Raw genomic sequence first — 26,678 nt, forward strand, 5'->3', positions numbered from 1 at the left:
CGGGCTCATTGCACGGAGCGGCAACTGCGCTATGCCGCGGCGCTGCCAACTGTCCACTATCAACTGTCAACTACAAACAGGGATTGGCAATGAAACGTCGGGGATTTCTGATCGGACTGGGCGCCCTTGCCGCTGGTGGCTGGCTGCTGCGACCGGATAACCGGGGCGCAGCCCATGACAGCTACTTCCAGGCCATCAACGATACCCTGAAAGACAGCGGCCCGGGGCGGCCCTTGATGCTGGTAGATCAGAAACGGCTGGCGGCAAACTGCCGGACGTTGATGACGACGCTGCCAGCGGGCAAGGCGTTTCGTATCGTCGCCAAGTCCCTGCCCAGTGTGCCCCTGATTCAGGAAGTCATGGCGCAGACCGGCAGCCAGCGGGTGATGGTGTTCCACCAGCCCTTCATGAATGCCCTGGCCGATGCTATTCCAGGCTGTGACATGCTGCTCGGCAAGCCCATGCCAATACAGGCAGCCCGGCAATTCTACCAGGAGCTGGGTGCCAGCCATGAGTTTGACCCTGTCTGGCAGTTACAGTGGCTGGTCGACAGCCTGCCGCGTCTGGAGCAATACCTGTCACTGGCCCGCGAGCTTGATCGCCCCATGCGCATCAACGTGGAAATTGATGTGGGCCTGCACCGCGGCGGCCTCAGTGATCCGCAACAGCTGGATGCCCTGCTCGACTTGATTCACGCCCACCCAGACCATCTCAGCTTCAGCGGTTTCATGGGCTATGACGCCCATGTGGGCAAGCTGCCCGGATTTATCGAAAGCGCTGCAGACGGCCACCGCAAAACCGAAGCCAGATACCAGGCCTTCATTCAGCGGCTTTACCGGCAGGCGCCGCAATATCAAACGCAATCGCTGTGCTTTAACGGCGCAGGCAGCCCCACCATCGCCCTGTACGACGACAGTTCCGTGGTCAACGAACTCAGCGCCGGCTCCTGCCTGGTGAAGGCAGGTGATTTTGACCTGCCAGCGCTGGCGGATTTCCAACCCGCCGTGTTTATTGCCGCCCCGGTAATCAAGGCCATGGACGGGCTGACGCTGCCCGGCCCGGTTCCACTCGGTGAAGCCTGGCAACGCTGGGACCCGAATCGCCAGCGCACCTATTTCATCTACGGTGGCTACTGGAAAGCCCGGCCCGAATCCCCGGCCGGTATTCAGGCCAACGGCATCTACGGCTCCAGCAGCAATCAGATGATGTACAACGGCAGTGCGGATACGGGATTGGGAGTGGACGACCAGGTCTTCTTCCGCCCGAACCAGAGCGAATTCGTGCTGCTGCAATTTGGCGATCTGGCCGTGTGGAACGATCAGCACATCAGTGGCTGGTGGCCGGTATTGGCGCAAGGACAAGGGGCCTGAGCCGCCGGGAACAACTTGCCAGAAAAGGGCTCTAACAGGGTAAGAGATTCACTCAGGACGGTGACTCATGAAAACCCTGATAACCACAACCCTGCTGCTCCTTGCAGCTCTGGCCAGTGCCGACAGCGAGATGCTGCACAGCAGCGCGGACATTTCCGCCAGCACCGCCAACGGCACGCCGGTGCAGCTGCAAGGCGAAATCCTTCAGGCACTAGGCGATGACCGCTACCTGCTCCGTGACCGGGACGGCAGGATCGAAATCGAACTGCCCGGTAAACTCACCGCCGGCCGGGTACTGGATCCCGGCACCCGGCTGATCATCTCGGGTCAGGTGGAACAGACCGCAGCCCATCCCCGGGTGGACGCCGACAAGCTGCACTCCCTGAAGAGCGCCATCAATCCTGCCTCGTCGACGATAAGTTATTGAGAGAAACGCCCCACGCATCACGCAACATGCAACATGCAACTGCCGGACGCCGGACGACAACCCGAGCAACGTCAGGCATCAGACGTCCGGCATCCGGCGCACCCATCAGAACCGCGCTTCCAGGCCGATCCAGAAATTACGGCGCGCGTCCTTGTTGTTGTAGTCATCGTAGAACACCGCATCATAACCACCGGAACCGTTGTCTTCGAAGTCCACCTCGTAGGTGGTGAAGTCTTCATCCAGCAGGTTGTTGATACGCGCGTTCAGGCTGACCGATTCGTTGAGGGCAAGACGGGCACCCAGGTGGTAAATCTCGTAGTTCTTCCAGTACAGACCGCCATCCGCATCCCGATTGATAACACCACCGCGTCCGAAGCCACGGAAGCGATCATGACGGCCTTCCACGGTGAGGAACATGCCGAACTTTTGGGTGGCCTGCCAGTCCAGGGTACCGTTGAACATATGGCGGGCACTGCCGGTCAACGGGTAGCCTTTGCCTTCGCCACTCTTCACTTCACTGTCAATGTAAGTGTAGTTGGCACGCAGGGACCAACGCGGGGAAATCTGGTAGCGACCCGCCACTTCCACCCCGCTGATGACGGCCTTGTCCACATTCACTGGCTGGGTCAGGATCTGTCGACCTCCCAGGGCCTCATAGGCGCCCAGATCCACACAGGGCGTCTGACCGCCAGTGGCTGAACAGAGCTCGCTGTCCTGACGCACAATCTTGTCCTTGAAGTCGTTCTGGAACACCGTCACGTTGGCGCTGTGTCGGTTGGGGCTTTCCCAGTAGAGAGCAATTTCAGAGTTCACACTGGTTTCCGGCTCCAGATCCGGATTCCCCACCCAGGGATAGGTGCCCTGGCCACCAAAACCGGTGATGCCGTCATACAGATCCGTGGTCTTGGGCGTCTTGTAGCCGGTGCTCACGCCCCCTTTCAGTGTCCATGACGGGTTCAGGTTATAGACACCGTACAGGCGCGGGCTGACCTGATCACCGAAGGTCTCGTGATTGTCGTAGCGGACACCGGTAGTCAGGGTAAACGGATCCACGATGGTCCAGTTATCTTCCGCATAAAGGGCCCAGAAGTTATTCTCGGATACCTCGCCCGGGGTGCCACTCTCCAGACCGAAAATGCCATCCTCCAGCTCGCCGCGCAGCACCTGGGTGCCGACCACCACAAAGTGCTGATCATTAATGGGCAGGTCCAGCTTGCCATCCAGACGCAGTTCATTGCTTTCCAGTTGGCGCTGCGGACGCGGCAGGAAAGCAGAGCCCAACGCGGCAAGGCAGGCATCGCTGCCAGCATCGGCCACACAGTCGGCGTTGTTGGCGATGATATCCTCGTACTGCAAACGCTCATCGGCAGACAGTGGCATGGTGCGGCCATCATTGTTGGTGGCCAGATACGTCAATGAGACATTGCTGAAACCAAAGCCCCATTCACCTTCATGGGTCAGCGCCACCTGCTCGCGGGTGAACTCCTGGTCTTCTGCATAACCCGCCCGGGGCAACCGCTCGGGACTGTCATGGGTGCCGAGCTGGCTGTCCGAGTTGTCATAGGTCTGTACCGAATCATCGTAATCCAGCGAGATGCGCTGGTTGTCGGTGGGGGTCCAGCGCAGCGTGAAACCCAGGGACCTGTCCTCGTTATCGACGGTTCTGCCACCATCACCGAAACCCAGCTCGCGCTCCTGTGCCACCCCGTTCGGATCCACCACCGGGTCATATTCCGGGTTGGACGCGTCCTGATCGTAAAGGCTGCCACGCAGGGCCAGACCGAACTGTTTTCCCAGCGGACCAGAGACAGAAAAATCGGTAGTGGAGGCATCACCGTATTCGTCGTACTCCTGAATGGTACGACTCACATTGATGCTGCCGCCCCACTGGTCGTAATGCTTCTTGGTGATAATGTTGATCACCCCGCCCATGGCATCAGCACCATACAGGGTAGAGGACGGGCCGCGAATCACCTCGATACGCTCGATGGCTTCCAGCGGCGGGATATGGTTGAACTGGTTGCCGCCGAAATTGTTCGGGTAGATATCCCCGTGGTTATTCTGGCGGCGACCGTCAATGAGGATCAGGGTGTAGTCTGCGCCCATGCCGCGCATGGAAATGCCGGACTGGCCGGTCTTGTCGCGGGTTTCCCCCACATCCACGCCTTCCAGGTCACGGACCGCGTCAACCACAGAAGTAAACGGACGGCTGTGCAGTTCTTCTTCGGTGATCACCGAAATACTGGCCGGGGCATCGACGATCTTCTGCTCGTAACCGGCCGCCGAGACCACCTTGACCTGTGCCAGCTCATGCACCTGCTCTTCTTCCGCCAATGCCGGCGCAGTAACCAGCCCCGCCGTCGCCCCCAACAGTGCGGACATCCCCATGGTTTTTTTCATCACTTCACCCTCAACAATACAGCTTCGAAAACGCGCAGCAGTATCATCTAGATGATAACCATTATCAATTGAGAATGACAATCTGTAGCGTAAAGTTTGTAAGGACGCCCCAAATCATGACGGGTCAAACGGGGTTTATTGTTACATTGACCAATGATACATTTGGATTGTATTCCTGCTGCCCTGCGTATTGGGCAGCCTGTGGCCAGACAAAAAACGAGAATGCCATTATGAATGCCCCTGAACGCCAACAGCCCAGACACACCCTTCAGGCCCGTCGTGTGCAGTTCGATTTTGCTTCCACCCCACTGCACTGGCTCCGCGATGATCCCTTCTCCACCCATATCATCAACGGCATTCATATGCTGCTGCCCGCTGGTGAATTGTGGTTTTGCCGGGTGTACAACCAGGCCTTGCCGCTGGTGAAAGATGACACCCTCCGCGAGGACGTGGAGGGCTTTATCCGTCAGGAAGCGATTCACTCCCGCCAGCACACCCAGGCGCAGACCTATCTGCAAGCTCACGGCCTGAGCGTAAGCTTTGCAGAGCGGGCAGAATGGCTGTTTGGCACCTTTCTCGGTGAGGCGCCATTCGGTGTGAAATGGCTGCAACGAGAGTCCTGGAAAAAGCAGTGGCTGATCACCAGGGTGGGCCTGATTGCCGCCATTGAACACTTCACCGGTGTGCTCGGCCAGTGGGCCATGGATAACGAAAGCTGGGAGCTGAACGGCGATGCCACCATGGTGGATCTGTTCAAGTGGCACCTGGCCGAAGAGGTGGAACACCGCACTGTGGCTTACGACTTGTTCGAGCACCTGTGCAAGACAGAACTGGGGTTCTATGTGAGCCGTCAGGCACTGATGGCCATCGTGTTCCCCCTGTTTCTGCATTTCATCGCAGAAGGTGGCCGCCAGCTGGCCGGCCAGGATCCCGACCCCCGCGCCCGGCGTCTGGCGCGCATGCTGCTTCCCCAGGTGCTGGTGGAACTGCAGAAGGTGGGCAAGCAAACCCGTAACGTGCCGACCTTCGGCTTCCTGCTGAAAGCCACCGCCCGCTGGGTATCCCCGAACTTCCACCCGATCCATGAAGGTGACACGGAACAGGCGCTGGCGTATCTGGCACGCTCACCGGCGGCACAAGCTGCGGCAATGGTGTGAGGAAAAAGCGGGTCGGACGTCCGCCCAAATCTTCACGATAACGACTGTAGGAACGGCGCTTGAGCCGCGAAGCGATATGCGATGATTTACCAGTGCGCTTCGCGGCTCAAGCGCCGCTCCTACAACACCGCCCAACGCCCTCTTCTCTGCATCCGCTACATCGGCACCCGATCAAACCACGGCGCCGCTTCTTCCAGCTGTGAGGCCAGCGCCAGCAGCTTGCCTTCGTCACCATGGGCACCGACAAACTGGGAGCCCAGTGGCAGGCCGGATTCGGTCCAGTGCAACGGCACTGACATGGCCGGCACCCCGGTGACGTTGGCGAACTGGGTGAAGGGCATGTACTTGAAGTTCTCCATGGCCATGTCTTCGATCAGGCCGGTCTTCATCAGCAGTTTTTCCGCACCCACCTTCAACACCAGCTTGAGTGCTGCCTGCTGCAAAGAAGGGGTTGCCATGGCACCAATCCGGGCCGGCGGCATGGCGAGGGTTGGCGTCAGCCAGAAGTCATACTGTTCAAGGAAGGTATCCAGAGCGATCATGTAAAGCTGCCAGCGGGTCTGGCAGGCCACATACTCATTGGATGGCGTGGCCCGGCCGAAAGCGGCAATACCCAGAGTGTCCAGCTCGAAGCCTTCATCACCACAGCCGGTCAGGGCCTTCACCTCATCCACCGACGCGGCACACTGGCCAAACCACACCGTCAGCCAATCCATGCACATCTGCTTGGCATCCATCTGCGGCTCGGCTTCTTCCACTTCATGACCAAGATCACGCAGCAGCGCCACGGTCTTCTCCACCGCCTTCACCGCTTCCGCATCCACATCGGTTCCCAGTGGCGAGCGCGTCGAAAAGCCGATCCGCAAACGCCCCGGATTGCTTTTTGCTGCCACCGCATAGCGCTGCTCTGGCGGCGCGATATGAAACAGGCTGCCACGCTCATCGCCCTGAATGATGTCCAGGAGCAAGGCGCTGTCGCGCACCGAACGGGTCAAGGCATGATTCACCGCGATGCCATGCATGGCTTCAGTGAAGGTGGGACCCCAGGGAGTACGGCCGCGGCCGGGCTTGAGCCCGAACAAACCACAACAGGCAGCCGGGATACGGATACTGCCTCCGCCATCATTGGCGCCAGCAATGGGGACCACACCTGCGGCGACCATGGCCGCGGAACCGCCCGATGAACCGCCCGGGGTATGCTGGGGATTCCAGGGATTGCGGGCGGCACCAAAAGAGTCCGGCTCGGTAATCCCCTTGGCGCCGAACTCCGGCGTATTGGTGCGACCGAACGGCACCAGACCGGCCGCTTTCCAGCGTGCCACCAGAGTAGAATCCTGATCGGCGCGGACATCATGGGTCTTGCGAGCCTTGTTGCCGCGATAATCCGGCTGCCCACCGATCTCCTGAAACAGATCTTTCACCAGCATCGGCACACCGGCCAGGGGACCAGAAAGGGATTCCCCTGCCCGCTTACGAGCCATGTCATAAAGAGGAATGATCAGGCCATTAAGTTGCGGGTTTACTGCTTCCGCTCTGTTGATGGCCACTTCCAGCAATTCTGCAGCGCTCACTTCACCCTTGCTGACCAGCTCAGCGAGGCCGATGGCATCAAACTTCCGGTATTCTTCGAATTTCATGAATGCTCCTGCTCTCCCAACGTTGCCAAAAGTCGCACGGCAACAGCAGCCTTACTGTGGCATAGTCTGCCCTTCATAATGCGCCAATTAACGCTTCACCCTCTACACCGCAACAAAGATACAACGAACTATCGGGAGAGAAGATGAAAGCCATAGGATTCAATCAGCCCCGCAGCATTGATGACGTGCATGCCCTGGAAGACATCCAGCTGGATCTCCCCTCCCCTGGCCCTCGGGACCTGCTGGTATCGGTGCAGGCAGTGTCGGTAAATCCCATTGATACCAAATTGCGCCAGCGGCCTCTTGAGCAACCCGGCCACCGGGTACTGGGCTTCGATGCCGCCGGGGTGGTGGAAGCCGTAGGCAGTGAAGTCACGGCATTCCAGAAAGGCGACCGGGTCTGGTATGCCGGTGCGGTGCAACGTCAGGGCAGCAATGCGGAGCATCAATGTGTGGATGAACGCCTGGTCGCCCGCAAGCCGGACAGCCTTGGCATGCAGGAAGCCGCTGCATTACCACTAACCGCGTTGACCGCCTGGGAAGCCCTGGAAGATCAGATGGGGTTTCGTCCCGGGGAATGCGAGGGCAAGACCCTGCTGGTGATTGGCGGGGCCGGCGGAGTCGGCTCCATCGCCATCCAGCTGGCGGCAAAACACTTTGGCCTGCGCGTGATTGCCACCGCAGGCCGGGAAACCTCTGCCAACTGGTGTGAAGCCATGGGCGCCCATGCACTGGTGGATTATCGTCAGCCCATTGCCGAACAACTGGAAAAGCTGGGCGTGCCCCAGGTGGATGGCATCTTCATTACCCAGAACCTGGATGATTACTGGCAGATGGCCTGCCAGGTCATCGCCCCGCTGGGCAACATCTGCGCCATTGTCGATGCCCGCGGCCCACTGGACCTGAACCCACTGAAACCGAAAAGCGCCCGCTTCAGCTGGGAGTTCATGTTCACCCGCGCCATGTTCGCCCAGGACATGCAGCGCCAAGGTGACATCCTCAAGCAGCTCAGCGAACTGGTGGATGCCGGCACTATCCAGACCACCCTCAGCGAAGGCCTGGGTCCGATCAATGCCGATAACCTGAAAGCCGCCCACAAGCGACTGGAAGAAGGGAACACGATTGGCAAGCTGGTATTGGCGGGCTGGGAATAGGGGCAGCTACAAGCTGCAAGCTACAAGGCGCGGGCAAAGTCTGATGGTGTTGCAGGGTCGTGCCCGCGTCCAAGTTCTCGGCGCGGCTGAGGGCTGAGAAGCCACCTCCAGATTTCGGCTCGCGTTGTAGCTTGTAGCTTATAGCTTGCGCTGCTTCGCCTGCAGGCAGGCTCCTACGGATAAGAGCAGCTGCGAGCTGCCAGACGCGAGCAAGACTTCCCAATCCAGGGATGCCCTGCCCGCGACCCACGTTTGCGGCGCGGCTGAGGCGTTCAACATCACCGCCAGATTCCGTCCGCGTTGTAGCTTGAAGCTTGTAGCTTGCCCCTCGTAGCTCGTAGCTCAAGGCTTCTCGAGCAACGCCTCGATATCCTTCCACGCTACGATCTTGTAGTTCTGCGGCGCATCCGGGAGGCGGTTGCGGCCGTCCTGGACTACCAGCAGGCCGCGGTCGTAGTCACCGCCCAGATCCACAGAAGTCACTTCCAGTCCATCGGTTTCCGAGGCACCATCAATACCCGCTTGCGCGTTCATGCCGATGCGGAATTTGCCCACTACCTCGTACGGCGCGTCGGCGTCGAGGATCACGTAGCTGTTGTCGCCCTGACTGGACACCACCAGCCAGTTTCTGCCATCGCGCTGGTAAAGGGCCAGGCCTTCGATGTCATCCACCAGCACCTCACCGGCGGCCATGACTTCAGTGGCCTCGACGGGCTGATCGGCACCGGCAGCAAACACCCATACGGCGCGGTCCTCTTCCCCCACAAACAAGCGCTGACTTTGCTCGTCGGCCACACAGCCCTCCGGCTGGCTGGCCACCTGCAGCGTACGCACCCGCTCACCGGTAACCGTGTCACCGCCACTCAACAGCCACTGCTCGATCACACCACTCTTGTCGTTGGCAAAGGCATGGATGCCCTGCTCATCCTGGTATAAACAGATGCCATAGATGTCCTGCATGTCTGTCAGGATCTGACTGGCTTCCTGCACCTGGCCATTGGCGGGATCAATCAGGAACACATGCAGACTGTTGTGATCCCGGTTGGTGGCCACGGCCACATCCCAGGTCCTGCCGGCAACGCTCAAGCCGTAACGCAGATCCACATTGTTCAGCCTGCCCACTTCCAGAAACTGGCGAGTGCGCCCTTGCAGGTCATACACGTACAAGCCGGCCTTCTTGTCAGTGCCCAGAATCAGACTTTGCTGCGGTGCCTTGCGGTTGATCCAGATAGCAGGATCATCGGCGGCGTCACCGAAGCGCTCCACGCTGTCAGTCTGGGCACTGGGTAGCACCACCGGCATTGCAGCGGCCACGTCAGAGGACAATGTCCAGGCCATGGTGGTACTGATTACGCCGCCGCCGCCATCATCCAGCACATACAAGGTCAGCCGCTCTTCATCACTGGCTACCACCAGGGTTTCCGGTTCTTCCAGATCCGGCACCACCACGCTGCGCTGCAGGGCGCCATCCGCGGTATACAGGTTCACCACCCCGGCCTCCTTGTCGATCAGCGCCACACCACCGGGCACCACCGTGACGCCGCTGGCATTTTCAGCAATATGGCCATGGGGAGCCAGCCGATCCAGCAGCTGGCGCTGCGCCTCCTGTTCCGGATCCGCGTTATAACGCCATAGCCCCAGAGATTCTTCAGCCACATAGAGGGTGCCGCTCACGTCGTCCACCGCACAACTTTCCGCGCCTGCCGGCAACACCAGATGACGCACCGGCAACGCCTGATCTGCCGCACCAAGCAGCCACTGATCCGCGCCGCCACGCTCATCCAGCACAAATACGGACAGCAGCGACTGGGCGTCACGATAAAGGCAGAAACCACTGATCTCGTAATCCGGCGCCGGCATGCGTTGCACTTCCTCAACGTCGCCGCCACTCATGTTGAACAGCACCGCCTGGTTGCTGTCTCGATCCACGCTGACCAGTTGAACCTGGCCACTGTCATTTACCCGCCCGGCCAGGCCTTCAAAGTTGCCGGCCCGCAGGGTCTTGCCATCAGCAACCAGATGGCCATTGTCTGCCACACTGATCACCGCCTGCTCACTGATCCACAGCCCCAGCGGGTTTCCCAGTGTCGTTTCCGGTTTCCACTGCATCACCGATGCTGCAACCGCTTGCTCTGCACTGTCAGACTGCTCGCTCTGACAGCCCGCCATCAGCATGGACATTGAGCCGAGAACCAGCAGGGCCGGGATCATTCTGTTATTTCGCATTGCCAGATTCCTTCAGACAAAAAAAGGCCGGGGGTATCGCTCCCCCGACCGGCCTGATTAAAGATTTTTCAGGGACAGACCCAGCTTGAAAGTGGGGCCGTATTCTTCATATTGGGCGTTGAACTTTTCCTTGCCGGTATAGGCGTAGAAAGGCTCGTCATTGATGTTGATCGCTTCGAAGGTGAGCTGCAGATCTTCAGTCAGGAAGTAGTGACCGTTGAAGTCCAGCTGCACATGATCGTCGGTGTAGATGTCATAGCGCTTGTCCAGCGGATCGCTCACTTCCTGCAGGAACTTGCCGGTGTAGTTGGCCGCCAGGCGCAGGCTCAAACGCTTGTCTTCGTAACCGATCATCAGGTTGCCGGTGGTATCGGACTGACTGGGCAGGGCAATATCCCGGGCCACGGTGACACCGGTGTCCTCATCGAAGGCATCAATTTCTGCAGTGGAATCCACAAAGGTGGCGTTGGCCCCCATCAACAAACCATTGAACGGTGCGGGCAGGCTGCTGAACTGCTTGGACCAGTTCAGCTCCAGGCCGTAAAGGCTGGCATCGTTACCGTTTTCGAAGGTTTCCGCATCACTGAAGGTTTCGAAGCCCGGCGAGCCCCCCTTGTCAGTCAGGTAAGCGAAGTTCTTGATGTCCTTGTAGAAGGCAAAGGCAGACACTACACCGGCATGACCCATGTAATGCTCGATACCCAGATCCAGATTATTGGATTCCAGGGATTTCAGTTCCGGGTTACCGAAGCTGGCTTCATCACCATCGATTTCAAAGCCGGGAGACAGCTGCTCGAAAGTAGGGCGCACCACACTGCGGGTGAAGGCAGTACGCACCAGGGTGTCATTGGTGAGCTGGTAGCGCAGATGCAATGCCGGCAGCCAGTGGTCTTCATCATCCCCGTAGTGACTCGGGGTGATAGTGCCGTTGTCATCACCAAAACCATCCGCTTCAAATTCCAGCTTTTCATAACGCACACCGGTGAGAATGCGCAGTTGCTGAATATCCACGGTTCCCATCAGGTAGGCCGCCTGACGATCTTCCGACATTTCGAAATCCTCGATGGCGGAATCCACGTCCTCAAACTGGCCGGCACCGGCGATCAGAGGATCGATGCTGCCTGAATTGATACCGGCGCCGAAATTGCCCAGCTCATAATCCACATCCGTGGCGAAATCGCTGAGCACACCGTCCGGCTCATAGGTCCAGACATTCACGTCGCTGTCCTTGTCACGCTGGCTGGCCTTGGCGCCAAACTTGATAGAGGCAGGATTGCTGTTCCAGTACAACTCGCGAGTGAAATCCAGTGCCACATCCACCTGCTTGTCCGTGGTCTTGCCTTCAGTGACCTCGATTTCATCCAGCTCGTAATTGCTGTTGTCGTAGAAACCGGTGGGATACAGGGCGGAAGGCTCACGGGTGCCAGTGAAACCGGCATCGGTGAAATCACCGACGAACACCGTACTGTCTGCATGGCGCGGCTCATCTTCCTGGGCGGTGCTGTAGCCAATACGGAAATCAGTGGTCCAGTCGCCGGAGAAATGCTGCCCTCCCAGCACGAAGGACGATATATCCTGGGTTTCTTCCCGATCCTTCAACTCCTTCTCTACCTCGGCAATACCGGTCTGGCCTGGTTGCTGCGCAGCATCGAAGGCAAAGATATTGGCCTGACGAATTTCTTCATCACGGAATTCACTATGCAGGGTGCGTAGATACAGGCTGGTGTCTTCACTGAGCAGATAGTCAAAGTTCAATGCCACACCGAGTCGTTCCCGGGTGATCATGTAGTCACGTTGCTCAAATTCTTCCAGGGCATTGTTGTCATCGAAATCCCAGGCGCCACCGGTTTCCACGTTATCGGAACCGAAGTCGCGCTTGCCCCAGCTGATGGCACCGGCCACCCCGAAGTTGTTGTTGCCGTCTCCCAGGGAGAACTGGTTGCTTCCGGCCACCGCCAGCTCGGGGCTGGTCTGGTCGGTATGCTGGTCATGGCTGGCGGCCGCACTGAGCGAGTAGAACAGGCCATCCCGGTCAAAGGCTGACAGGGTTTCCACTTCCACGGTCCCGCCAAGAGAGTTGGCGTCCATGTCCGGGGTCAGGGTTTTCACCACCGTCAGCGACTCGAGCAGATCCGCCGGGATCACATCCAGCGCCACTGCACGACGTCCGGCTTCCGGGGCCGGCACCTGAATACCGTTGACGTTCACCGCGTTCAGATCCGGCGCCACACCACGCACACGCACGAAGCGCCCCTCGCCCTGATCCCGTTCGATGGATACGCCCGGCATACGCTGCAATGACTCGGACACATTGTTGTCCGGGAAGTCTCCGATATCATCGGCGCGACTGGTCGATTCAATATTGTCGGCTTCACGCTGCTCGGTGAGCGCACGGTTGGTGCTGGCCGCCTGGCCGATCACTCGCACCGTTTCCAGCTCGTTGCTGGCTTCGGCGGTTTCCTCTGCATGTAGCTGACTGCAGGCCAGCGCCACCGCAGTGGCAAGCAGTGTCCTGGCGACAGGTGGAATGAAAGGTTTGCTAATGGACTGCTTCTTGATGGACATCTTATCCCCCGGGCAATGCCCTGATGATTTGGCAATGCCGGCACCCTAAGGACAGCCCATGTCACTTCTGTTACAGGGTTGCGGGAGAAGTACGTTTTCAAGGGCATCTGCCCGGGTTTTGAGCCAAACGCACCCGGGGAGAAATGATGGTCGGACGTCAGAGGTCGGAAGTCTGACGCCCAAAGCAGAACCTTCCACTATTGCTCGACGGGTTTTGACTTAAAGCGTCCGACCTCTGACGTCCGACTTTATTTCACCTCTCCTGAGCCAATCGCACCCCTTCCTGAAATTCGTGACAGCGGCCACAAACCGGGACCAGCTTCATCAAACTGACACAGCACTGCGGTAAAGCTGCAGCCAACAGGCAGGAGAAACCAACGTGAAAAACCTGATCAACCGTCACCGCAGCACCCTGGTGTTGCTGGTGGTATTCGCCAATCTGATCGTGCTGGCCAACCTGGCGGCAGGCGACCCCAAGGACTGGCAGGAACTGGTATGGCTGGATATTGCCGGTGAAGGCGGGGCAGCCATGCTGTCACTACTGTGGATCGCTCTGATCCTCAACAGTCGGCCCGGTGGCCGGGTAACGCGCATGCTGGTGGCCGGGCTCAGCGGCATCTTCATGGCCTACTGGCAGGATCTGATGGATGAGTTCATTCGTCTCCCGGAAAGCATCATGTGGGATCACTGGCTGGAATCCGGTGCCATGCCCCTGGGCATGGTCATGCTGACCATTGGCATCTATCACTGGCATCGTGAGCAACAAGCCATCTCCGCACAGCTGTTGCGCCGGGAACGGATCTTTCGCGAGCATCGCAGCCTCGACAGCCTGACCCCTCTGGCCGGCGCCCACTACCTGCGCGAACAGTTGCGACTGGAACTGGGCCACGCCCATCAATCAGTGGCGCTGATCATGCTCGATCTGCACTGTTTTGATCACAGCCGCCGCCTGCTGGGTCCCGCTGACAGCGACCGGTTACTGAAAGAACTGGGCGAATTGCTGTTATTGAATCTTCGCCAGCAGGATCTGCTGTGTCGCTACGCCGGCGATCGTTTCGCCGTGGTATTGCCCGGCAGCGGCCAAGGCGAAGCCGAACGCATTGCCAGTGAACTTCAGCAATTGGCACACCACTTTGCCTTCAAGACACGGCGGGGAGAGAGCCACTTCATCAGGGTGCAGACCGGTATCGCCATTGCCCATGATGACGACGAAGCGTCGCTGATCGAGCGGGCCAATCTCAATCTGGCCCGTTCATTGTCCTCCTGTCAGGCGGCCTGAGGATGAAAGGCTACCTGCCCGACAGCGCCTTTATTCCGGCGCACCATATGCCGGCCGCGCTGATTGATCTGGTTCAGGACCAGGGCATCGACACCCATCGCCTGTTCCGCCACACCGGCCTGTTCCCCGACACGCTGATGCGCGGGGAAGCCCGCTTGAGCCCACAGGATTATCTGCAGCTGATTCATAACGCCCGCCAGCTGTGTCCGGATCCTGAACTGCCGTTTCGTTACGGCCAGCGCCTTTTCCCCGGACACTATGGCGCCATCAGCGCCCTGCTCGGCCAGGCAGGCAACCTGCAGGAATGCCTGCTCGGCTTTGAAGACTATACGGCCCTGATCAGTCCACTGATCGGCATGCGGATTACCCGCAGCCAGGACTATCTGTGCGTGCAATGGCTGGACACCTGCGGCGCCGGCAGCCACTGGCCATTTCTTGTAGAGAGCGCCATGGCAGGACTGACATCCGTGACCCAGTGGCTTAGCGGTCGCTCGCTGCCCTGGCAATTCCAGTTCAGCTATCGCTGCCCACCCTGGCCAGAGCAGTATCAGGTACACCTTGGCGGCCCGCTGCACTTTGAGAGTTGCATGGATGCCATGCTGCTGCCACGGGGGCTGGTGGATATCCCCTGGCCGGGAGGGGCGGCCACCGGCTGGAACGTCGCGCGACAGCAATGCCACCAGCAACTGCAACAACTGGGGTTTTCCCACAGCCTGCGGCAACGGTTGTACCGACATCTGCAAAAACGGGTCACCGCACCGCCTTCCCTCCAGGAGGTGGCAGAGACCCTTGGCACCAGCCCGGCCACCCTGAAACGACGACTGCGCCAGCATGACTGTCACTACCAGCAGCTACTGGATGAGGTGCGCCTGCATCAGGCAATACTGTGGTTGCAGTTCGATGGTATGACGCCGGAGCAGGTCTGCCGAAAACTGAATTTTTCCGACAGCACCAACTTCCGGCGGGCGTTCAAACGCTGGAGCGGCCTGACGCCGTCAGCCTGTCACAAGCTGCTGCAGGCGTTGGGGGAGTAGCTACAAGCTGCAAGCCTCAAGCTACAAGCTTCGCCTGCAGGCAGGCTCCTACGGAAAAGCAGCGGCAAGCTGCAGGGCTGTCTGCGCGGCTGAAACGGGAAACGTTACCGCCCGATCCAGATCCGCGTTGTAGCTTGTAGCTTGTAGCTTGTAGCTTGCAGCTCGTAGCTCGTAGCTCGCTCCTGCTTCTATGCCGCGTTCTGCTTTTCCTTGACGCCGTACTGCACATCGTAGTCTGTCAGGGCGAACACACTGAGGCGGTTTTTCAGTTCTGCCAGTGACCAGGGCCAGGCGGCGAAGTTGCGGCCGTTCTGGTCCAGGTAGTAGCTCTTGCAGCCACCGCTGTTGAACACCGTCCCCTTCAGGTGCTTCTGCACTTTTTCGTTGTGACGCTGCAGCACGCCAGGGTTGATGGCGAGACGACTGATCCCCTTGGCCTTGATCTTCCTGAGGCCATCGATGATGTAATCCAGCTGCGCTTCCGCGAGACCGATAAAGGAATCATAGACCAGCACATTGGGGCCCAACACCAGGAAAGCATTGGGCACATCCTTCATGGTGGCGCCCAGGTAGGCTTCCGGTGACGTATCTTTCCACAGGTCAGACAACCGCTCGCCATTGGCATTGATCACCTTGCGCCCGATGGGCGGATGGGACACCTCAAAACCGGTACCCCAGATAATTACGTCCACTTCGTGACGTTCACCGTTGGCCGCGATCACGGTATTGCCATCCACTTCCACCAGACCGTGAGGGATCAGGTTGGCGTTATCCGCCTGCAGGGCGGGATAGTAATTGTTGGCAAACAGGATACGCTTGCAGCCCAGAGTAAAGTCCGGGGTTACGGCTTTACGCAGGCCCTTGTCTTTCACCTGAAGGCGCAGCAACTGTTTGGCAGCAGAGCTCACCGGCTTCAGCGCCATCGGGTTACGCAGCCCGAAGTTGATCACGTTCAGGGATTGCGCCACCGCTTTGCGCCAGGTTTTCTGGATTACCGGCAGCTTGTCGATGACCTGCTTGCTGGTGCCACCCAGATTCATGTCCGGCTTCGGCAACACCCAGGGAGCGGTGCGCTGGAACACATGCAGCTCTTTTACCTTGGGCTGAATCTGCGGCACGAACTGGATCGCAGAAGCACCGGTACCAATCACCGCGACACGCTTGCCGGTCAGGTCATAGTCGTGATTCCACTTGGCGGAGTGGAACATTTCACCTTTGAACGTCTCCAGTCCCGGCAGGTTGGGAATCTGGGCTTCAGTGATGGGGCCGGTAGCAAACACCACGGTACGCGCCAGGGTCTGTGACTTCTTCCCGTTGGCCGTTGTGTCCAGCACCCAGACATGCCGTGACTCATCCCACTCGGCATTATCCAGCTCGGTGCCGAACTCGATCAGTTCTTCAATACCAAAGTCCTGGCTGACGCCCTCCAGGTATTCCAGGATTTCCGGCTGGCGAGCAAACAGATGGCTCCATTTGCTGCTTGGTGCAAACGAAAAGGAATACAGGGACGACGGCACATCACAGCCGCAACCCGGGTAAGTATTCTCTCGCCAGGTTCCGCCGACACGGTTGGCTTTCTCGATGATCTTGAAATCGTGATAGCCCGCTTTCTTCATCTTGTACGCCGCGCAAATTCCGGAAATACCGGCCCCGACAATAAAGGAGTCGTAAATGCGGGCCTCGGTGGCCGTTTTCTTTTTAGCTGCTGCCATGGGGAAAAACCTCTATACGTTTCATACGCCGCTGGGGGACTTTCAGGTCCGCTGAGTACTTTCAGGTCCGCTGAAAGCTCATTTCACAAACCGGTAGGAGAAGCCGAGGAAGTCGGCATACAGGTTTGGCGATACCCGCTTCATCACCCAGAACAGCTTGGCGTCCACCTGCGGGGTGGTATAGAGCTCGCCCTTGTCGAGACGGTTCAGGGTCAGTTTGGCCACCGAATCACTGGTGGTCATGGCGTAGTTCATCAGGGCATGGTCGGCCAACTTCGAATAGCGGTCCGGAATACGGCCATCCTTGATGATGTTGGTGGGCACCAGGGTCGGGCACAGCACGTTGACCTTGATGTTGTCTTTCTTCAGTTCTGCATACAGCGTTTCTGACAGGGCGCGGACTCCGGCCTTGGTCACGTTGTAGGCACTCATTTCCGGGGCGGCGGTAAAAGACGCCGCAGAGGCCACATTGATGATGGCGCCACGACCCTGCTTCTTGAAGCCCGGCACAAAGTAATGACAACCGTGGACCACGCCCCACAGGTTCACATCCATTACCCATTTCCAGTCTTTCAGACTCAGTTCATCAAACTTGCCACCGATGCCCACACCGGCGTTGTTGATCACCAGGGTGACCGGTTGTCCAAGCAACTCCTCGGACTGCTTTGCCAGTTTTTCCACCTGGGCCGCCTTGCCCACGTCGCAGGCTACAGCGTAGGCCGTGCCACCGGCTTTTTCGATCAACGCCACGGTTTCTTCCGCGCTTTCCAGTTTCAGGTCAGCACACACCACCGCGCTGTTGCGACGGGCCAGTTCCAGCGCAAAGCTGCGGCCAATGCCACTACCGGCACCAGTCACCACTGCATAACCGTTATAGCTGGGCTTGTTGGAACGAAACTTGAGAATATTCAGCATCACGATTTCCTGCTCAGTTTCAGGCGCGCTTGCCCGGGACAAATTCTTTGGTCATGTAAGGGGTCAGCAGCCCGGTTTCCGGGTGCAGCAGCTTTTCCTTGTAGTACTCAAGGTAGGCGCTGGTGTCGTGATCATTGGGATGAAAGTCACGACGCAGGTAATCCAGGGTGTGTTTGATGGTGCTGCCGAACACGCCTTCTTTCGGGCCGGCGAGCACCGCAAGACTGCGTCTTACGTCTTTCCAGTAGCTGGGGCGCAACAGGTTGGACGGCTTGCGGAAGACCGGAATCAAGGAACCGCCCAGCGGTACCAGGAAAAAGATGGTGAAGGCCGCCAGCGCAAACCCTCGCATGCGCAAGGCATAGTCACCGGACAACTCCTGGAACACATCGTAGGCAATATCCTTGTGCTCGGACTCCTCCAGCATGTGCCACATCCACAGGGCGCGCTGCTTCTCGTCCTGGGACTCATAGAAGATGTCTTCGTGCTTCATCATGTATTCCGCCAGCACCGCGGTGAAATGCTCGATGCCGGCCATCAGCGACAGCTGCATGCGGTTGGACAGTTTCTTGAAGCCCAGTTCAAATACCCGGTCCGCCAGGAAGCGGTAGAAGTTCACCGGATAACGGTGCTTTGCCAGCACGTCGTTGAACTCGTTATGCATCTTTGAATGGATCGCTTCCTGCCCGATCAGTGCAGTCACCAGACGCTTGAGTTCCGGATCCTTGACGAACTGACGGTGATAGCGGGCGGTGTCGATGACCAGATCTTCGCCATAGGTCAGGAAGATGGACAGGGCTTCAAAGTAAGCACTGGCCAGCTCGGTGTTGCGGAAAAAGGTATCGTCCAGCTCCTTCGCCTCGAACTTGAAGTCCATGTGGCGAATCGGCACTTCCGGTCTGTCGCCGGCAGCCTGGGCAGTTTTCGGTACATATTGATGAATCGTTGCACTACTCATTGCGGCTCACCTGTCCTCTGAAAGGCACACGATCAGCGGACTTCAGACCATAGTGGACTGCCCGCCAACCATTACATTGACTGATGGCAACAATAAAGCAAACGCTCGTTCGGATTCAATTCGGGTTAATGGATGGCTGATGCCCGACGCCGGATGCCTGACGCGACAACCCTCGCAGCCCCGGCACAGAGGAACCTCTGCACCGGGATCGCGTCGGCAAGGTTTTGTGTTTGGATTTTGGCGCCAGACGGCAGCGTCTGGCCCCGGCATCATTCTGCCGGTGCGCTAACGCCCCACAAGCCACTGAGGCTGTCCAGCACGGTGCCGGCCACGCCTTCACCACCGAGAAAGCCGAGGATTTTGGGGGCAAACTGGGCGATCATGTCCGGGCTCAGGCCCAGCGAGCTGAATACCTTGGTCACCCCTTCCAGGCTGGAGATATTGCCCAGCATGCTGCCAGCCAGGCCGCCACCTTCGCCGCCACCGAGCAGGGAATCCAGACCCGGCACCTGGGACAGGATGCCACTGAACTGATCCGCAGAAAGATTGTTCTGGGCCATGGCCAGCAGGGCACCGGCGCCTCCGGCGGCTTGCTGTTGTGTGACGCCCAGATCCGTGGACAGGCTGTCCACCAGCACCTGCGCTTCACCACTCACTGCCACACTGCTGTCCATGGCCTGGCTGGCCTGATCCATGGAATCATTGGCTTGCTGTGAGGCAGAATCCACAGCCTCATTGGCAGAGTCGGTCAGTTTCTTGAAATCAAACGCCTGCGCCGGACCACTCACCCCCATGGCCAGCACCGAGCCCAACATCACTACCTGCAACTTATTCATACGCACTCCCTGTCGATAAATATAGCTGCTCGAAGAGTAGCAGGAATTCCGCAATTCGAGCTATGAGCTATGAGCTATGAGCTTTTGGCTTTTGGCTTTTGGCTTTTGGCTTTTTAACGTCCTGCCTCAAGCGTCCTGCTTCAGGCGTTCATTCAAGCGTCCGGCATCCGGCGTCTGGCATCAGGCGCACATTCATTCATCTGGCACGTTGTATTCAAAGCGGGGCAGCTGCCACTCATAACGAATCGCCAGAAGCCGCAGGGCGAAGCCACTCCCCACCGTAATCGGCACTGCCAACCAGTCTGGCACCATGAAATGCAGTAGCGTCAGATAGAGTACCGCAGCAGCCAGTGACACCACTGCATACAGTTCTTTCTGGAATACCAGTGGCACCCGGTTGCACAGCATGTCGCGAATCACGCCGCCAAACATGCCGGTAATCAGGCCTGCCAGTGCCGCAATGGGCGCACCCAACCCCATGCCAAGGGCCACCTTGGCACCGATCACCGTAAACGCCATCAGGCCAAGTGCATCCAGCACCAGAAACAGATAACGCAGCCGAGACATGAAGGGCGCGATCCAGGTTGTTACCAGTGCCGCCAGGGTGGTCAACAGAAGATATTCGGGATGGGCAATCCAGGTCAGCGGGTAATGGCCGAGCAGAATATCGCGCACTGATCCACCGCCGAATGCGGTGACCGTGGCGATCATGATCACGCCAAACAGATCCATTTTCAGACGCCCGGCAGCCAGCGCACCGGTCATGGCTTCGGCAGTGATGCCAATCAAATACAGGGTTAACAGCATGCGCCCTCCGTGGCGGCACAGGGGTCAATAATGAGAAGGCGGGCGGGCATCAGACCAGCCGGATGCGGTCCTTTTCGATCAGGATCTTGCGGGCCTTGTAGAGCCCGCCAATGGCCTGCTTGAAGGCGTTCTTGCTGCAACGGAAGGTATCAAAAATGGCATCCGGCGCGCTCTTGTCGCCCAGCGGCAACTCGCCGCCGGCCTGCTCCAGCGCCGCCAGGATCTGCTCGCTGAGGGCGTCACTCTTGGCGGCCCCCGGGGCATTCAGGGACAGGCTCAGTTTGCCGTCTTCGCGCAGTCGCTGCACATAACCGGTCACCCGCTGGCCGTGCTTGAGCGGGGCACGCAATTCCTTACGGGCGATCATGCCCCAATAGCGGTTGTTGACCACCATCTTCCAGCCCAGATCGGTTTCCCGGGCGGCGATCAGGGCCACTTCATCGCCCTGCTGGAATTCGTTGCAGGTGTCCTTCATGAACCGGTCCAGCTTGGCGCTGGCCAACAGGCGCCCTTCCCGGTCTGTCGTGACAATAACCAGCGCACGCCCCCCCGGACGCAATGGCCCGGTCTGCTCGGCAAAAGGCAGCAGCAAATCCTTGGGCATACCCCAATCCAGGAACGCGCCCAGCTTGCTGGTGGACACCACTCCCAGGCTGGCCACCTCACCACGCTGCACCTTGGGCGCCTTCACCGACGCCATGGTGCTGCCCTGACCGTCGTTGTAGAGCGTCACCAGCACACTGTCACCGGGCTGCAGATCCCCGGCCTCACGGCTGGGCAAAAGCACATCGCCAAGACTGCCGCCATCCAGCAACAGGCCATTACGCACCGCCCGAATCACTTCCAGCGAATAACGACGCCCCAGCGTCAAAGAGGAAGAAGCCGTCATATCAATGCCTGTTTACCGGATAATGATGACCAGGTTTTATCCCGGCCAGATTCGCGCTCGAGACTGTCAGCATACTCAGCCATTCTTTCTCGTGTTGCGTGTTGCGTGATGCATGCAGCGGCTCTTACCACATCAGATCATCAGGAATCGGGAAGTCCTTGTAGGGATCGTCCTCGTCCACTTCCTGACTGCCGCGTTCGTTGAGCAACAGAATCGCCTGTTCATCACGCTGACGGATCTTCTCGGCGACCACCATGGGCACCAGCTCGAAGCTGTCATCCAGTGCCACGATGGCAATCTGGCCGCGCTCCAGCTGTTGCTGCTGTTTGGCGGTCACCCAGGCCTTCTTGATCTTCTTGTCCTGCACAAACTGATAGGCCACATCACCCTGGCTACGCTCGATACGGCTCTGCTCGATCATCTGCTTGATCTGGGCGGCGATTTCCTTCTTCTCACGCTCCGCCTTGCGGGCCGCTTCGCGCTCGCGATCTGCCTGCGCCTGCTCTTCGCGCTGGCGACGGGCCCGCTCGGCAGGATCTTCCAGTTCGATCTCGCCACGCTTGGCCTTGTTCACGTCTTCACGCTTCTGCTGCTTGGCCTTGCGCGCCTTTTTCTTGTCGGCCAGGCCGGCCTTCATCAATTGTTCCTGCAGGGAGCTCATGGTGATCTCTCGCTCAGTGGTTAACCCGGAAAACCGGTTCCAATACTGTTTCAGTTGCGCGTCAGTGGCGTGGCCGGTGGCGCCCCCAGCAAGGGCTGGGCGCGCCGGAATCGGGAATCATAGCCTGGCTGCCAGGGGAACACGCCTTTCGGGTCCGGCCATACCATCTGCAAGGCCGGGTAAGGGGCCGGCAAACTCTGGTAGAACCAGTTGGCAAAGCCCAGGTATTCCTTGTAATGGGGAAACGCCACCGGCAGGAACATGACTTCCAGGCCGTCGGCGATATCACTGTACAGTCGATACGGCTGATAGGGCTTGTTCAAGCCGCGAATACGCACAGCCGCACTGTCCAGCAGACGGCTGGCCAGCGAATCCTTCAGGCCGACCACGATCAGTTCCGGATGGTTCAGGTTGAGGAAATGCCCAACACTGAACGTATACCCCGGCTGACCATCGCCACCGGCCACCGCAAAGTGATGCCAGCCCTTGCGCTGGATATCCGCCAACAGGGCTTCATCTTCTGCATCCTCTGCGGCCGGGTAGCGGAATTTTCCTGGCATTTCGTCGAGAAACATGGGGCTGTCTGACTCCGTGGGAGGGGGCTGCTAGCCAAGGCTGAATTTCAGGGGCCAGTTTAACAGAAACACATCCATCTTGGCCCCTTTGCCGCCAGCTGCGCTACACTGCCATACACCTCTTCTGCCCAGGGATTGATCATGAAACGGACTCTTATCGCCACCAGCGCCCTGCTCGCCAGCACCGCCCTGCACGCTGCCCCCGGCCTGAATATCTACGGCGGCGGCTACAACTGGAATACCGACTTCAAGGGCACCGTTTCCTCCGGCCCTGCCAACGTGGATGTGGAAGAGGATCTGGGCATGGGGCAGGCCGATCAGAGCGTGATCTGGCTGGGCATTGAGCACCCGGTTCCGCTGATTCCCAATGTCCGCGCACGTTACTTTGACTTGTATGAATCCGCCAGCAACCGCCTGCAGCGCACCTTCATCTTCAACGACAAGCCCTACGTGGCCAGCACCCGGGTGGACAGTGAGCTGGAGCTGGAAATGCTCGAAGGGACGCTCTACTACACGCCCATCGATACCAGCCTGAAGCTGGACGTGGGCCTGACCATCCGCCAGATCGACGGCTATGTCCGTCTCACCAGCATCATAGCGGACTCCCGGCTGAATATTGATGAAATGCTGCCCATGGCCCACGGCGCTGTGCGCTTCGACATCCCTTCCACGGGCGCCTATCTGGGCGGCGAGCTGAATGGCATCAAGTACAACGGCTCAAGCATGAATGATTACAACGTGCGGGTGGGATGGCGCTCGGATTTTCTGCTCGGCGTGGAGGTGGGTTACAGCCAGATCAATCTCAATCTGGACAACGTCAGCCGGTTGACCACGGATCTGGATATGGGCGGCCCCTACGTGGCCCTGTCACTGGGATTCTGATCCACCCGGCTCCGCCTTGAGGTCGGTGATCCGCTGGTCTTTCTCCGCCCAGAGATCACTGACCCACTGCTGCACTTCAGCCCGGAATGCCGGATCTTCTTGATAGTCACTACGCCACAGGGCTGGATCCAGTGGCCGGGTTTTCACATCCACCACCACACGACTCACGCGTCCGCTGAGCAGCGCCCAGAACCCCGGCGGCTTGCCTTCCGGGTAGACGATGGTCACATCCAGCAAGGCATCCAGGTTATACCCCAGCGCCGCCATCACGAACGCCACACCGCCTGCCTTGGGTTTGAGCAGATGACTGTAGGACGATTGCTGGGCCTGCTGTTTGGCGGGAGTGAAACGGGTCCCCTCCAGAAAATTGACCACCGTTACCGGTATGCCAGCGAACTTCTCACAGGCGCGGCGAGTGATTTCCAGATCCTTGCCCTTGAGCTCGGGATGCTTGTCCAGCACCGCCTTGCTGTAGCGCTTCATGAAGGGGTAATCCAGCGCCCAGAAAGCCAGCCCCAGGAAGGGCACCCAGATCAGTTCTTTCTTGAGGAAGAATTTGAAGTAGGGGGTCTTGCGGTTGAAGGTTTCCACCAGGGCGGGAATATCCACCCAGGACTGGTGATTGCTGACCACCAGATAGGAAGTATCCTGGCGCAGGCTCTCCACCCCGCGAATATCCCAGTGAGTGGGCGTCATCAGTGCAAAGATGGCCTTGCAGATTTCCGCCCAGGTTTCGGCGATCCACATCACCAGGCGCGAACAGAAGCGCCGCCAGGCCGCGCCGGGTAACAGCTTGAGCAGTGCCACGAGCATCATCGGACCAATCAACACCAGCGTGTTGACCAGCAACAACAAGACGGTTGTGACACCCCTGACCATTACCCTTCCCTCGCGCCTCTGGCGGCGTGTATTACGGCATCACTGCCGGCCCGGCCAGGCCGGCAGCCTTCACTCACTTTCCTTGCGTTCCACCGCCATGCTGTCCACGTTCTGGAAGCCCCGCGGCAACTTGGCGCCACGGCGGCCCCGCTCACCGTAGTAATGCTCCAGATCGGACGGCTTGAGCGTCAGGTGACGCTTGCCCGCATAGATGGTCAATGCATCCTGCGGGCCAACCACCTGTACATCCTGGACAAACTCTTCACGAGCCAGCACTCGCGCGGAAGGAATGGACATCATCTTGTTACCCTTGCCGCGCATCATTTCCGGCAGTTCCTTCACCGGGAACACCAACAGGCGCCCTTCGTTGGAAACCAGTGCAATCAGATCCTCCGCGGTGCTGGCAATGGCCTGGGGAGGTAGTACCCGACCGCCCTTGGGCACGCTCAATACCGTCTTGCCCGCCTTCTTGTTGGCCAGCAGATCCCCGTAGCGCACCACAAAACCGTAACCGGCATCGGTACTCATCAGGTAGGCATCCTTTTCCTTGCCCATGACCGCTGCCATGAAACTGGCCCCGGAAGGTGGACTCACCCGTCCGGACAGGGGTTCACCCTGACCGCGCGCACTGGGCAGGGTGTGGGCAAGCAGGGAGTAACTGCGCCCGGTACTGTCCAGGAAGCACACCGGTTGATTGGATTTGCCCTTGGCGGACGCCTTGTATTTGTCACCGGCCTTGTAGCTCAGGCCCACCACATCCACATCGTGGCCCTTGGCGGCACGCACCCAGCCCTTCTCGGACAGCACCACGGTGACCGGATCGGCGCTGACCAGATCGGTTTCATCCAGGGCCTTGGCATCGTCACGCTCCACCAGCGGGGAACGACGATCGTCGCCGTATTTCTCGGCGTCTTCCTTCAGCTCTTTGGCCACCAGCTTTTTCATTTTGGCGGTGGAGGCCAGCGTGGCTTCCAGCTTTTCGCGCTCTTCGTTGAGCTCGTCCTGCTCACCACGGATCTTCATTTCCTCGAGCTTGGCCAGGTGGCGCAATTTCAATTCGAGGATGGCTTCGGCCTGACGGTCGGAAATACCGAAGCGTTCCATCAGCACCGGCTTGGGAGCATCTTCGGTACGGATGATGTGAATCACTTCATCAATATTGAGGAAGGCGACCAGCAGACCTTCCAGGATATGCAGGCGATCGAGCACCTTGTCGAGACGGTGCTGAAGACGGCGACGCACGGTGACCATGCGGAACTGCAGCCATTCGTTGAGAATGGTATCCAGGCTCTTCACCTGCGGCCGGCCATCAATGCCGATCATGTTCAGGTTGACCCGGTAATTCTTTTCCAGATCCGTGGTGGCGAACAGGTGACTCATCAACTGTTCCACATCCACCCGGTTGGAACGGGGCGTAATCACCAGACGCGTCGGATTCTCATGATCAGACTCATCACGAAGATCGCTGACCATGGGCAGCTTCTTCTTGTTCATCTGATCCGCGATCTGTTCCAGCACCTTGGCCCCGGACACCTGGTAAGGCAGTGCGGTGACGACGATATCGCCTTCCTCACGCTCATAAACCGCGCGCTGCTTGAGAGAGCCCTTGCCCTCCGCGTACATGCGGATGATGTCGTTCTGGGAGGTAATCACTTCCGCTTCGGTGGGGAAATCCGGCCCCTGGATGTACTGCATCAGGTCATCCAGTGAGGCACCGGGATCTTTCAGCAGATGGATACAGGCGTTGGCCACTTCCCGCAGGTTGTGCGGCGGAATATCCGTGCTCATGCCCACCGCGATACCGGTGGTGCCATTGAGCAGCACATTGGGCAGGCGCGCCGGCAGCAGCTTGGGCTCTTCCATGGTGCCGTCAAAGTTCGGCACCCATTCCACAGTGCCCTGACCCAGTTCCGACAGCAGCACTTCCGCATAGGGAGCCAGCTTGGATTCGGTATAACGCATGGCGGCGAAGGACTTGGGATCATCGGCACTCCCCCAGTTACCCTGCCCATCCACCAGTGGATAGCGATAACTGAACGGCTGCGCCATCAGCACCATGGCTTCATAACAGGCGGAGTCACCGTGAGGGTGGTACTTACCCAGCACGTCACCCACGGTACGGGCAGATTTCTTGTACTTGGCGGTGGCCTTCAGGCCCAGCTCGCTCATGGCGTAGACAATACGCCGCTGCACCGGCTTGAGACCGTCACCGATATTCGGCAACGCCCGGTCAAGAATCACGTACATGGAATAATCCAGGTACGCTTTTTCGGTGTATTCCCTCAGGGGAAAACTTTCAAATTCGTCAGCCATAG

General features: G+C 58.9%; 21 protein-coding genes. 7 read left to right on the top strand and 14 right to left on the bottom strand.

Annotated elements, in window-relative coordinates:
* Nucleotides 1-89 precede the first annotated feature (89 nt).
* On the top strand, nucleotides 90-1,370 hold the full coding sequence (locus tag MWU49_RS10235; RefSeq protein ID WP_246971580.1) for a DSD1 family PLP-dependent enzyme: 1,281 nt from the start codon (nucleotides 90-92) through the stop codon (nucleotides 1,368-1,370).
* A 67-nt stretch (nucleotides 1,371-1,437) separates the two neighbouring features.
* A complete protein-coding gene (locus MWU49_RS10240) occupies nucleotides 1,438-1,797 on the top strand; it encodes a NirD/YgiW/YdeI family stress tolerance protein (protein ID WP_246971582.1) in 360 nt (119 codons plus the stop codon).
* A 105-nt stretch (nucleotides 1,798-1,902) separates the two neighbouring features.
* On the opposite strand, the gene MWU49_RS10245 is transcribed toward MWU49_RS10240, so the two are convergent.
* The gene (locus MWU49_RS10245; RefSeq protein ID WP_246971584.1) at nucleotides 1,903-4,197 is read right to left on the bottom strand and encodes a TonB-dependent receptor; all 2,295 of its coding nucleotides are present in this window, start codon (nucleotides 4,195-4,197) and stop codon (nucleotides 1,903-1,905) included.
* Between the two features lie 230 nt (nucleotides 4,198-4,427).
* Here MWU49_RS10245 and MWU49_RS10250 point away from each other — a divergent pair, with 230 nt between their 5' ends.
* Nucleotides 4,428-5,354 (top strand): metal-dependent hydrolase, encoded by a 927-nt coding sequence (locus MWU49_RS10250; RefSeq protein ID WP_246971586.1) that lies wholly within the window; start codon nucleotides 4,428-4,430, stop codon nucleotides 5,352-5,354.
* A 155-nt stretch (nucleotides 5,355-5,509) separates the two neighbouring features.
* On the opposite strand, the gene MWU49_RS10255 is transcribed toward MWU49_RS10250, so the two are convergent.
* Entirely contained in the window at nucleotides 5,510-6,991 is a 1,482-nt protein-coding gene (locus tag MWU49_RS10255) for an amidase (RefSeq protein WP_246971589.1), read from the bottom strand.
* A 143-nt stretch (nucleotides 6,992-7,134) separates the two neighbouring features.
* Between MWU49_RS10255 and MWU49_RS10260 the strand changes: the two genes are divergently transcribed.
* A complete protein-coding gene (locus tag MWU49_RS10260; protein WP_246971591.1) occupies nucleotides 7,135-8,145 on the top strand; it encodes a zinc-binding alcohol dehydrogenase family protein in 1,011 nt (336 codons plus the stop codon).
* 342 nt (nucleotides 8,146-8,487) lie between these two features.
* Here the strand turns inward: MWU49_RS10260 and MWU49_RS10265 are convergent, their stop codons facing one another.
* Nucleotides 8,488-10,371, bottom strand: a complete 1,884-nt coding sequence (locus tag MWU49_RS10265) for a phytase (protein ID WP_246971593.1) — start codon at nucleotides 10,369-10,371, stop codon at nucleotides 8,488-8,490.
* A gap of 57 nt (nucleotides 10,372-10,428) precedes the next feature.
* A complete protein-coding gene (locus MWU49_RS10270; RefSeq protein WP_246971596.1) occupies nucleotides 10,429-12,936 on the bottom strand; it encodes a TonB-dependent receptor in 2,508 nt (835 codons plus the stop codon).
* Between the two features lie 379 nt (nucleotides 12,937-13,315).
* On the opposite strand from MWU49_RS10270, the gene MWU49_RS10275 reads away from it, so the two are divergent.
* Nucleotides 13,316-14,215: a diguanylate cyclase gene (locus tag MWU49_RS10275; RefSeq protein WP_246971598.1), complete on the top strand. Its 900-nt coding sequence runs from the start codon at nucleotides 13,316-13,318 to the stop codon at nucleotides 14,213-14,215.
* 2 nt (nucleotides 14,216-14,217) lie between these two features.
* Entirely contained in the window at nucleotides 14,218-15,249 is a 1,032-nt protein-coding gene (locus tag MWU49_RS10280) for an AraC family transcriptional regulator (protein WP_246971608.1), read from the top strand.
* Nucleotides 15,250-15,437: 188 nt separating this feature from the next.
* Here MWU49_RS10280 and MWU49_RS10285 read toward each other — a convergent pair whose 3' ends face one another.
* From MWU49_RS10285 to MWU49_RS10320, 8 genes are all read right to left on the bottom strand, one after another.
* Nucleotides 15,438-16,961, bottom strand: coding sequence for an NAD(P)/FAD-dependent oxidoreductase (locus MWU49_RS10285; protein ID WP_246971611.1), 1,524 nt, complete (start codon nucleotides 16,959-16,961; stop codon nucleotides 15,438-15,440).
* A gap of 78 nt (nucleotides 16,962-17,039) precedes the next feature.
* Nucleotides 17,040-17,876 (bottom strand): SDR family NAD(P)-dependent oxidoreductase, encoded by an 837-nt coding sequence (locus tag MWU49_RS10290; protein ID WP_246971613.1) that lies wholly within the window; start codon nucleotides 17,874-17,876, stop codon nucleotides 17,040-17,042.
* A 19-nt stretch (nucleotides 17,877-17,895) separates the two neighbouring features.
* Nucleotides 17,896-18,834: a metal-dependent hydrolase gene (locus tag MWU49_RS10295; RefSeq protein ID WP_246971615.1), complete on the bottom strand. Its 939-nt coding sequence runs from the start codon at nucleotides 18,832-18,834 to the stop codon at nucleotides 17,896-17,898.
* 269 nt (nucleotides 18,835-19,103) lie between these two features.
* Nucleotides 19,104-19,670: a DUF2780 domain-containing protein gene (locus MWU49_RS10300; protein ID WP_246971617.1), complete on the bottom strand. Its 567-nt coding sequence runs from the start codon at nucleotides 19,668-19,670 to the stop codon at nucleotides 19,104-19,106.
* A gap of 192 nt (nucleotides 19,671-19,862) precedes the next feature.
* A complete protein-coding gene (locus MWU49_RS10305; RefSeq protein ID WP_246971619.1) occupies nucleotides 19,863-20,477 on the bottom strand; it encodes a trimeric intracellular cation channel family protein in 615 nt (204 codons plus the stop codon).
* Nucleotides 20,478-20,526: 49 nt separating this feature from the next.
* A complete protein-coding gene (locus MWU49_RS10310) occupies nucleotides 20,527-21,366 on the bottom strand; it encodes a S1-like domain-containing RNA-binding protein (protein ID WP_246971621.1) in 840 nt (279 codons plus the stop codon).
* Nucleotides 21,367-21,490: 124 nt separating this feature from the next.
* A complete protein-coding gene (locus MWU49_RS10315; protein ID WP_246971623.1) occupies nucleotides 21,491-22,027 on the bottom strand; it encodes a DUF2058 domain-containing protein in 537 nt (178 codons plus the stop codon).
* Nucleotides 22,028-22,077: 50 nt separating this feature from the next.
* Nucleotides 22,078-22,602 carry a DUF4262 domain-containing protein gene (locus MWU49_RS10320; protein WP_246971626.1) on the bottom strand — a complete coding sequence of 175 codons (525 nt, stop codon included), beginning with the start codon at nucleotides 22,600-22,602 and terminating at the stop codon, nucleotides 22,078-22,080.
* Nucleotides 22,603-22,743: 141 nt separating this feature from the next.
* On the opposite strand from MWU49_RS10320, the gene MWU49_RS10325 reads away from it, so the two are divergent.
* Nucleotides 22,744-23,484, top strand: coding sequence for a TIGR04219 family outer membrane beta-barrel protein (locus MWU49_RS10325; protein WP_246971628.1), 741 nt, complete (start codon nucleotides 22,744-22,746; stop codon nucleotides 23,482-23,484).
* Here MWU49_RS10325 and MWU49_RS10330 read toward each other — a convergent pair.
* Together MWU49_RS10330 and parC are read right to left on the bottom strand one after the other, a co-directional pair.
* Nucleotides 23,470-24,363, bottom strand: coding sequence for an acyltransferase (locus MWU49_RS10330; RefSeq protein ID WP_246971630.1), 894 nt, complete (start codon nucleotides 24,361-24,363; stop codon nucleotides 23,470-23,472). The two genes, MWU49_RS10325 and MWU49_RS10330, sit on opposite strands and share 15 nt — an antisense overlap.
* 69 nt (nucleotides 24,364-24,432) lie before the next feature.
* On the bottom strand, nucleotides 24,433-26,676 hold the full coding sequence (gene parC / locus MWU49_RS10335; protein ID WP_246971640.1) for a DNA topoisomerase IV subunit A: 2,244 nt from the start codon (nucleotides 26,674-26,676) through the stop codon (nucleotides 24,433-24,435).
* Nucleotides 26,677-26,678 lie beyond the last annotated feature (2 nt).

The organism is Alcanivorax sp. S6407, from assembly GCF_023016115.1.
Taxonomy (GTDB): domain Bacteria; phylum Pseudomonadota; class Gammaproteobacteria; order Pseudomonadales; family Alcanivoracaceae; genus Alcanivorax.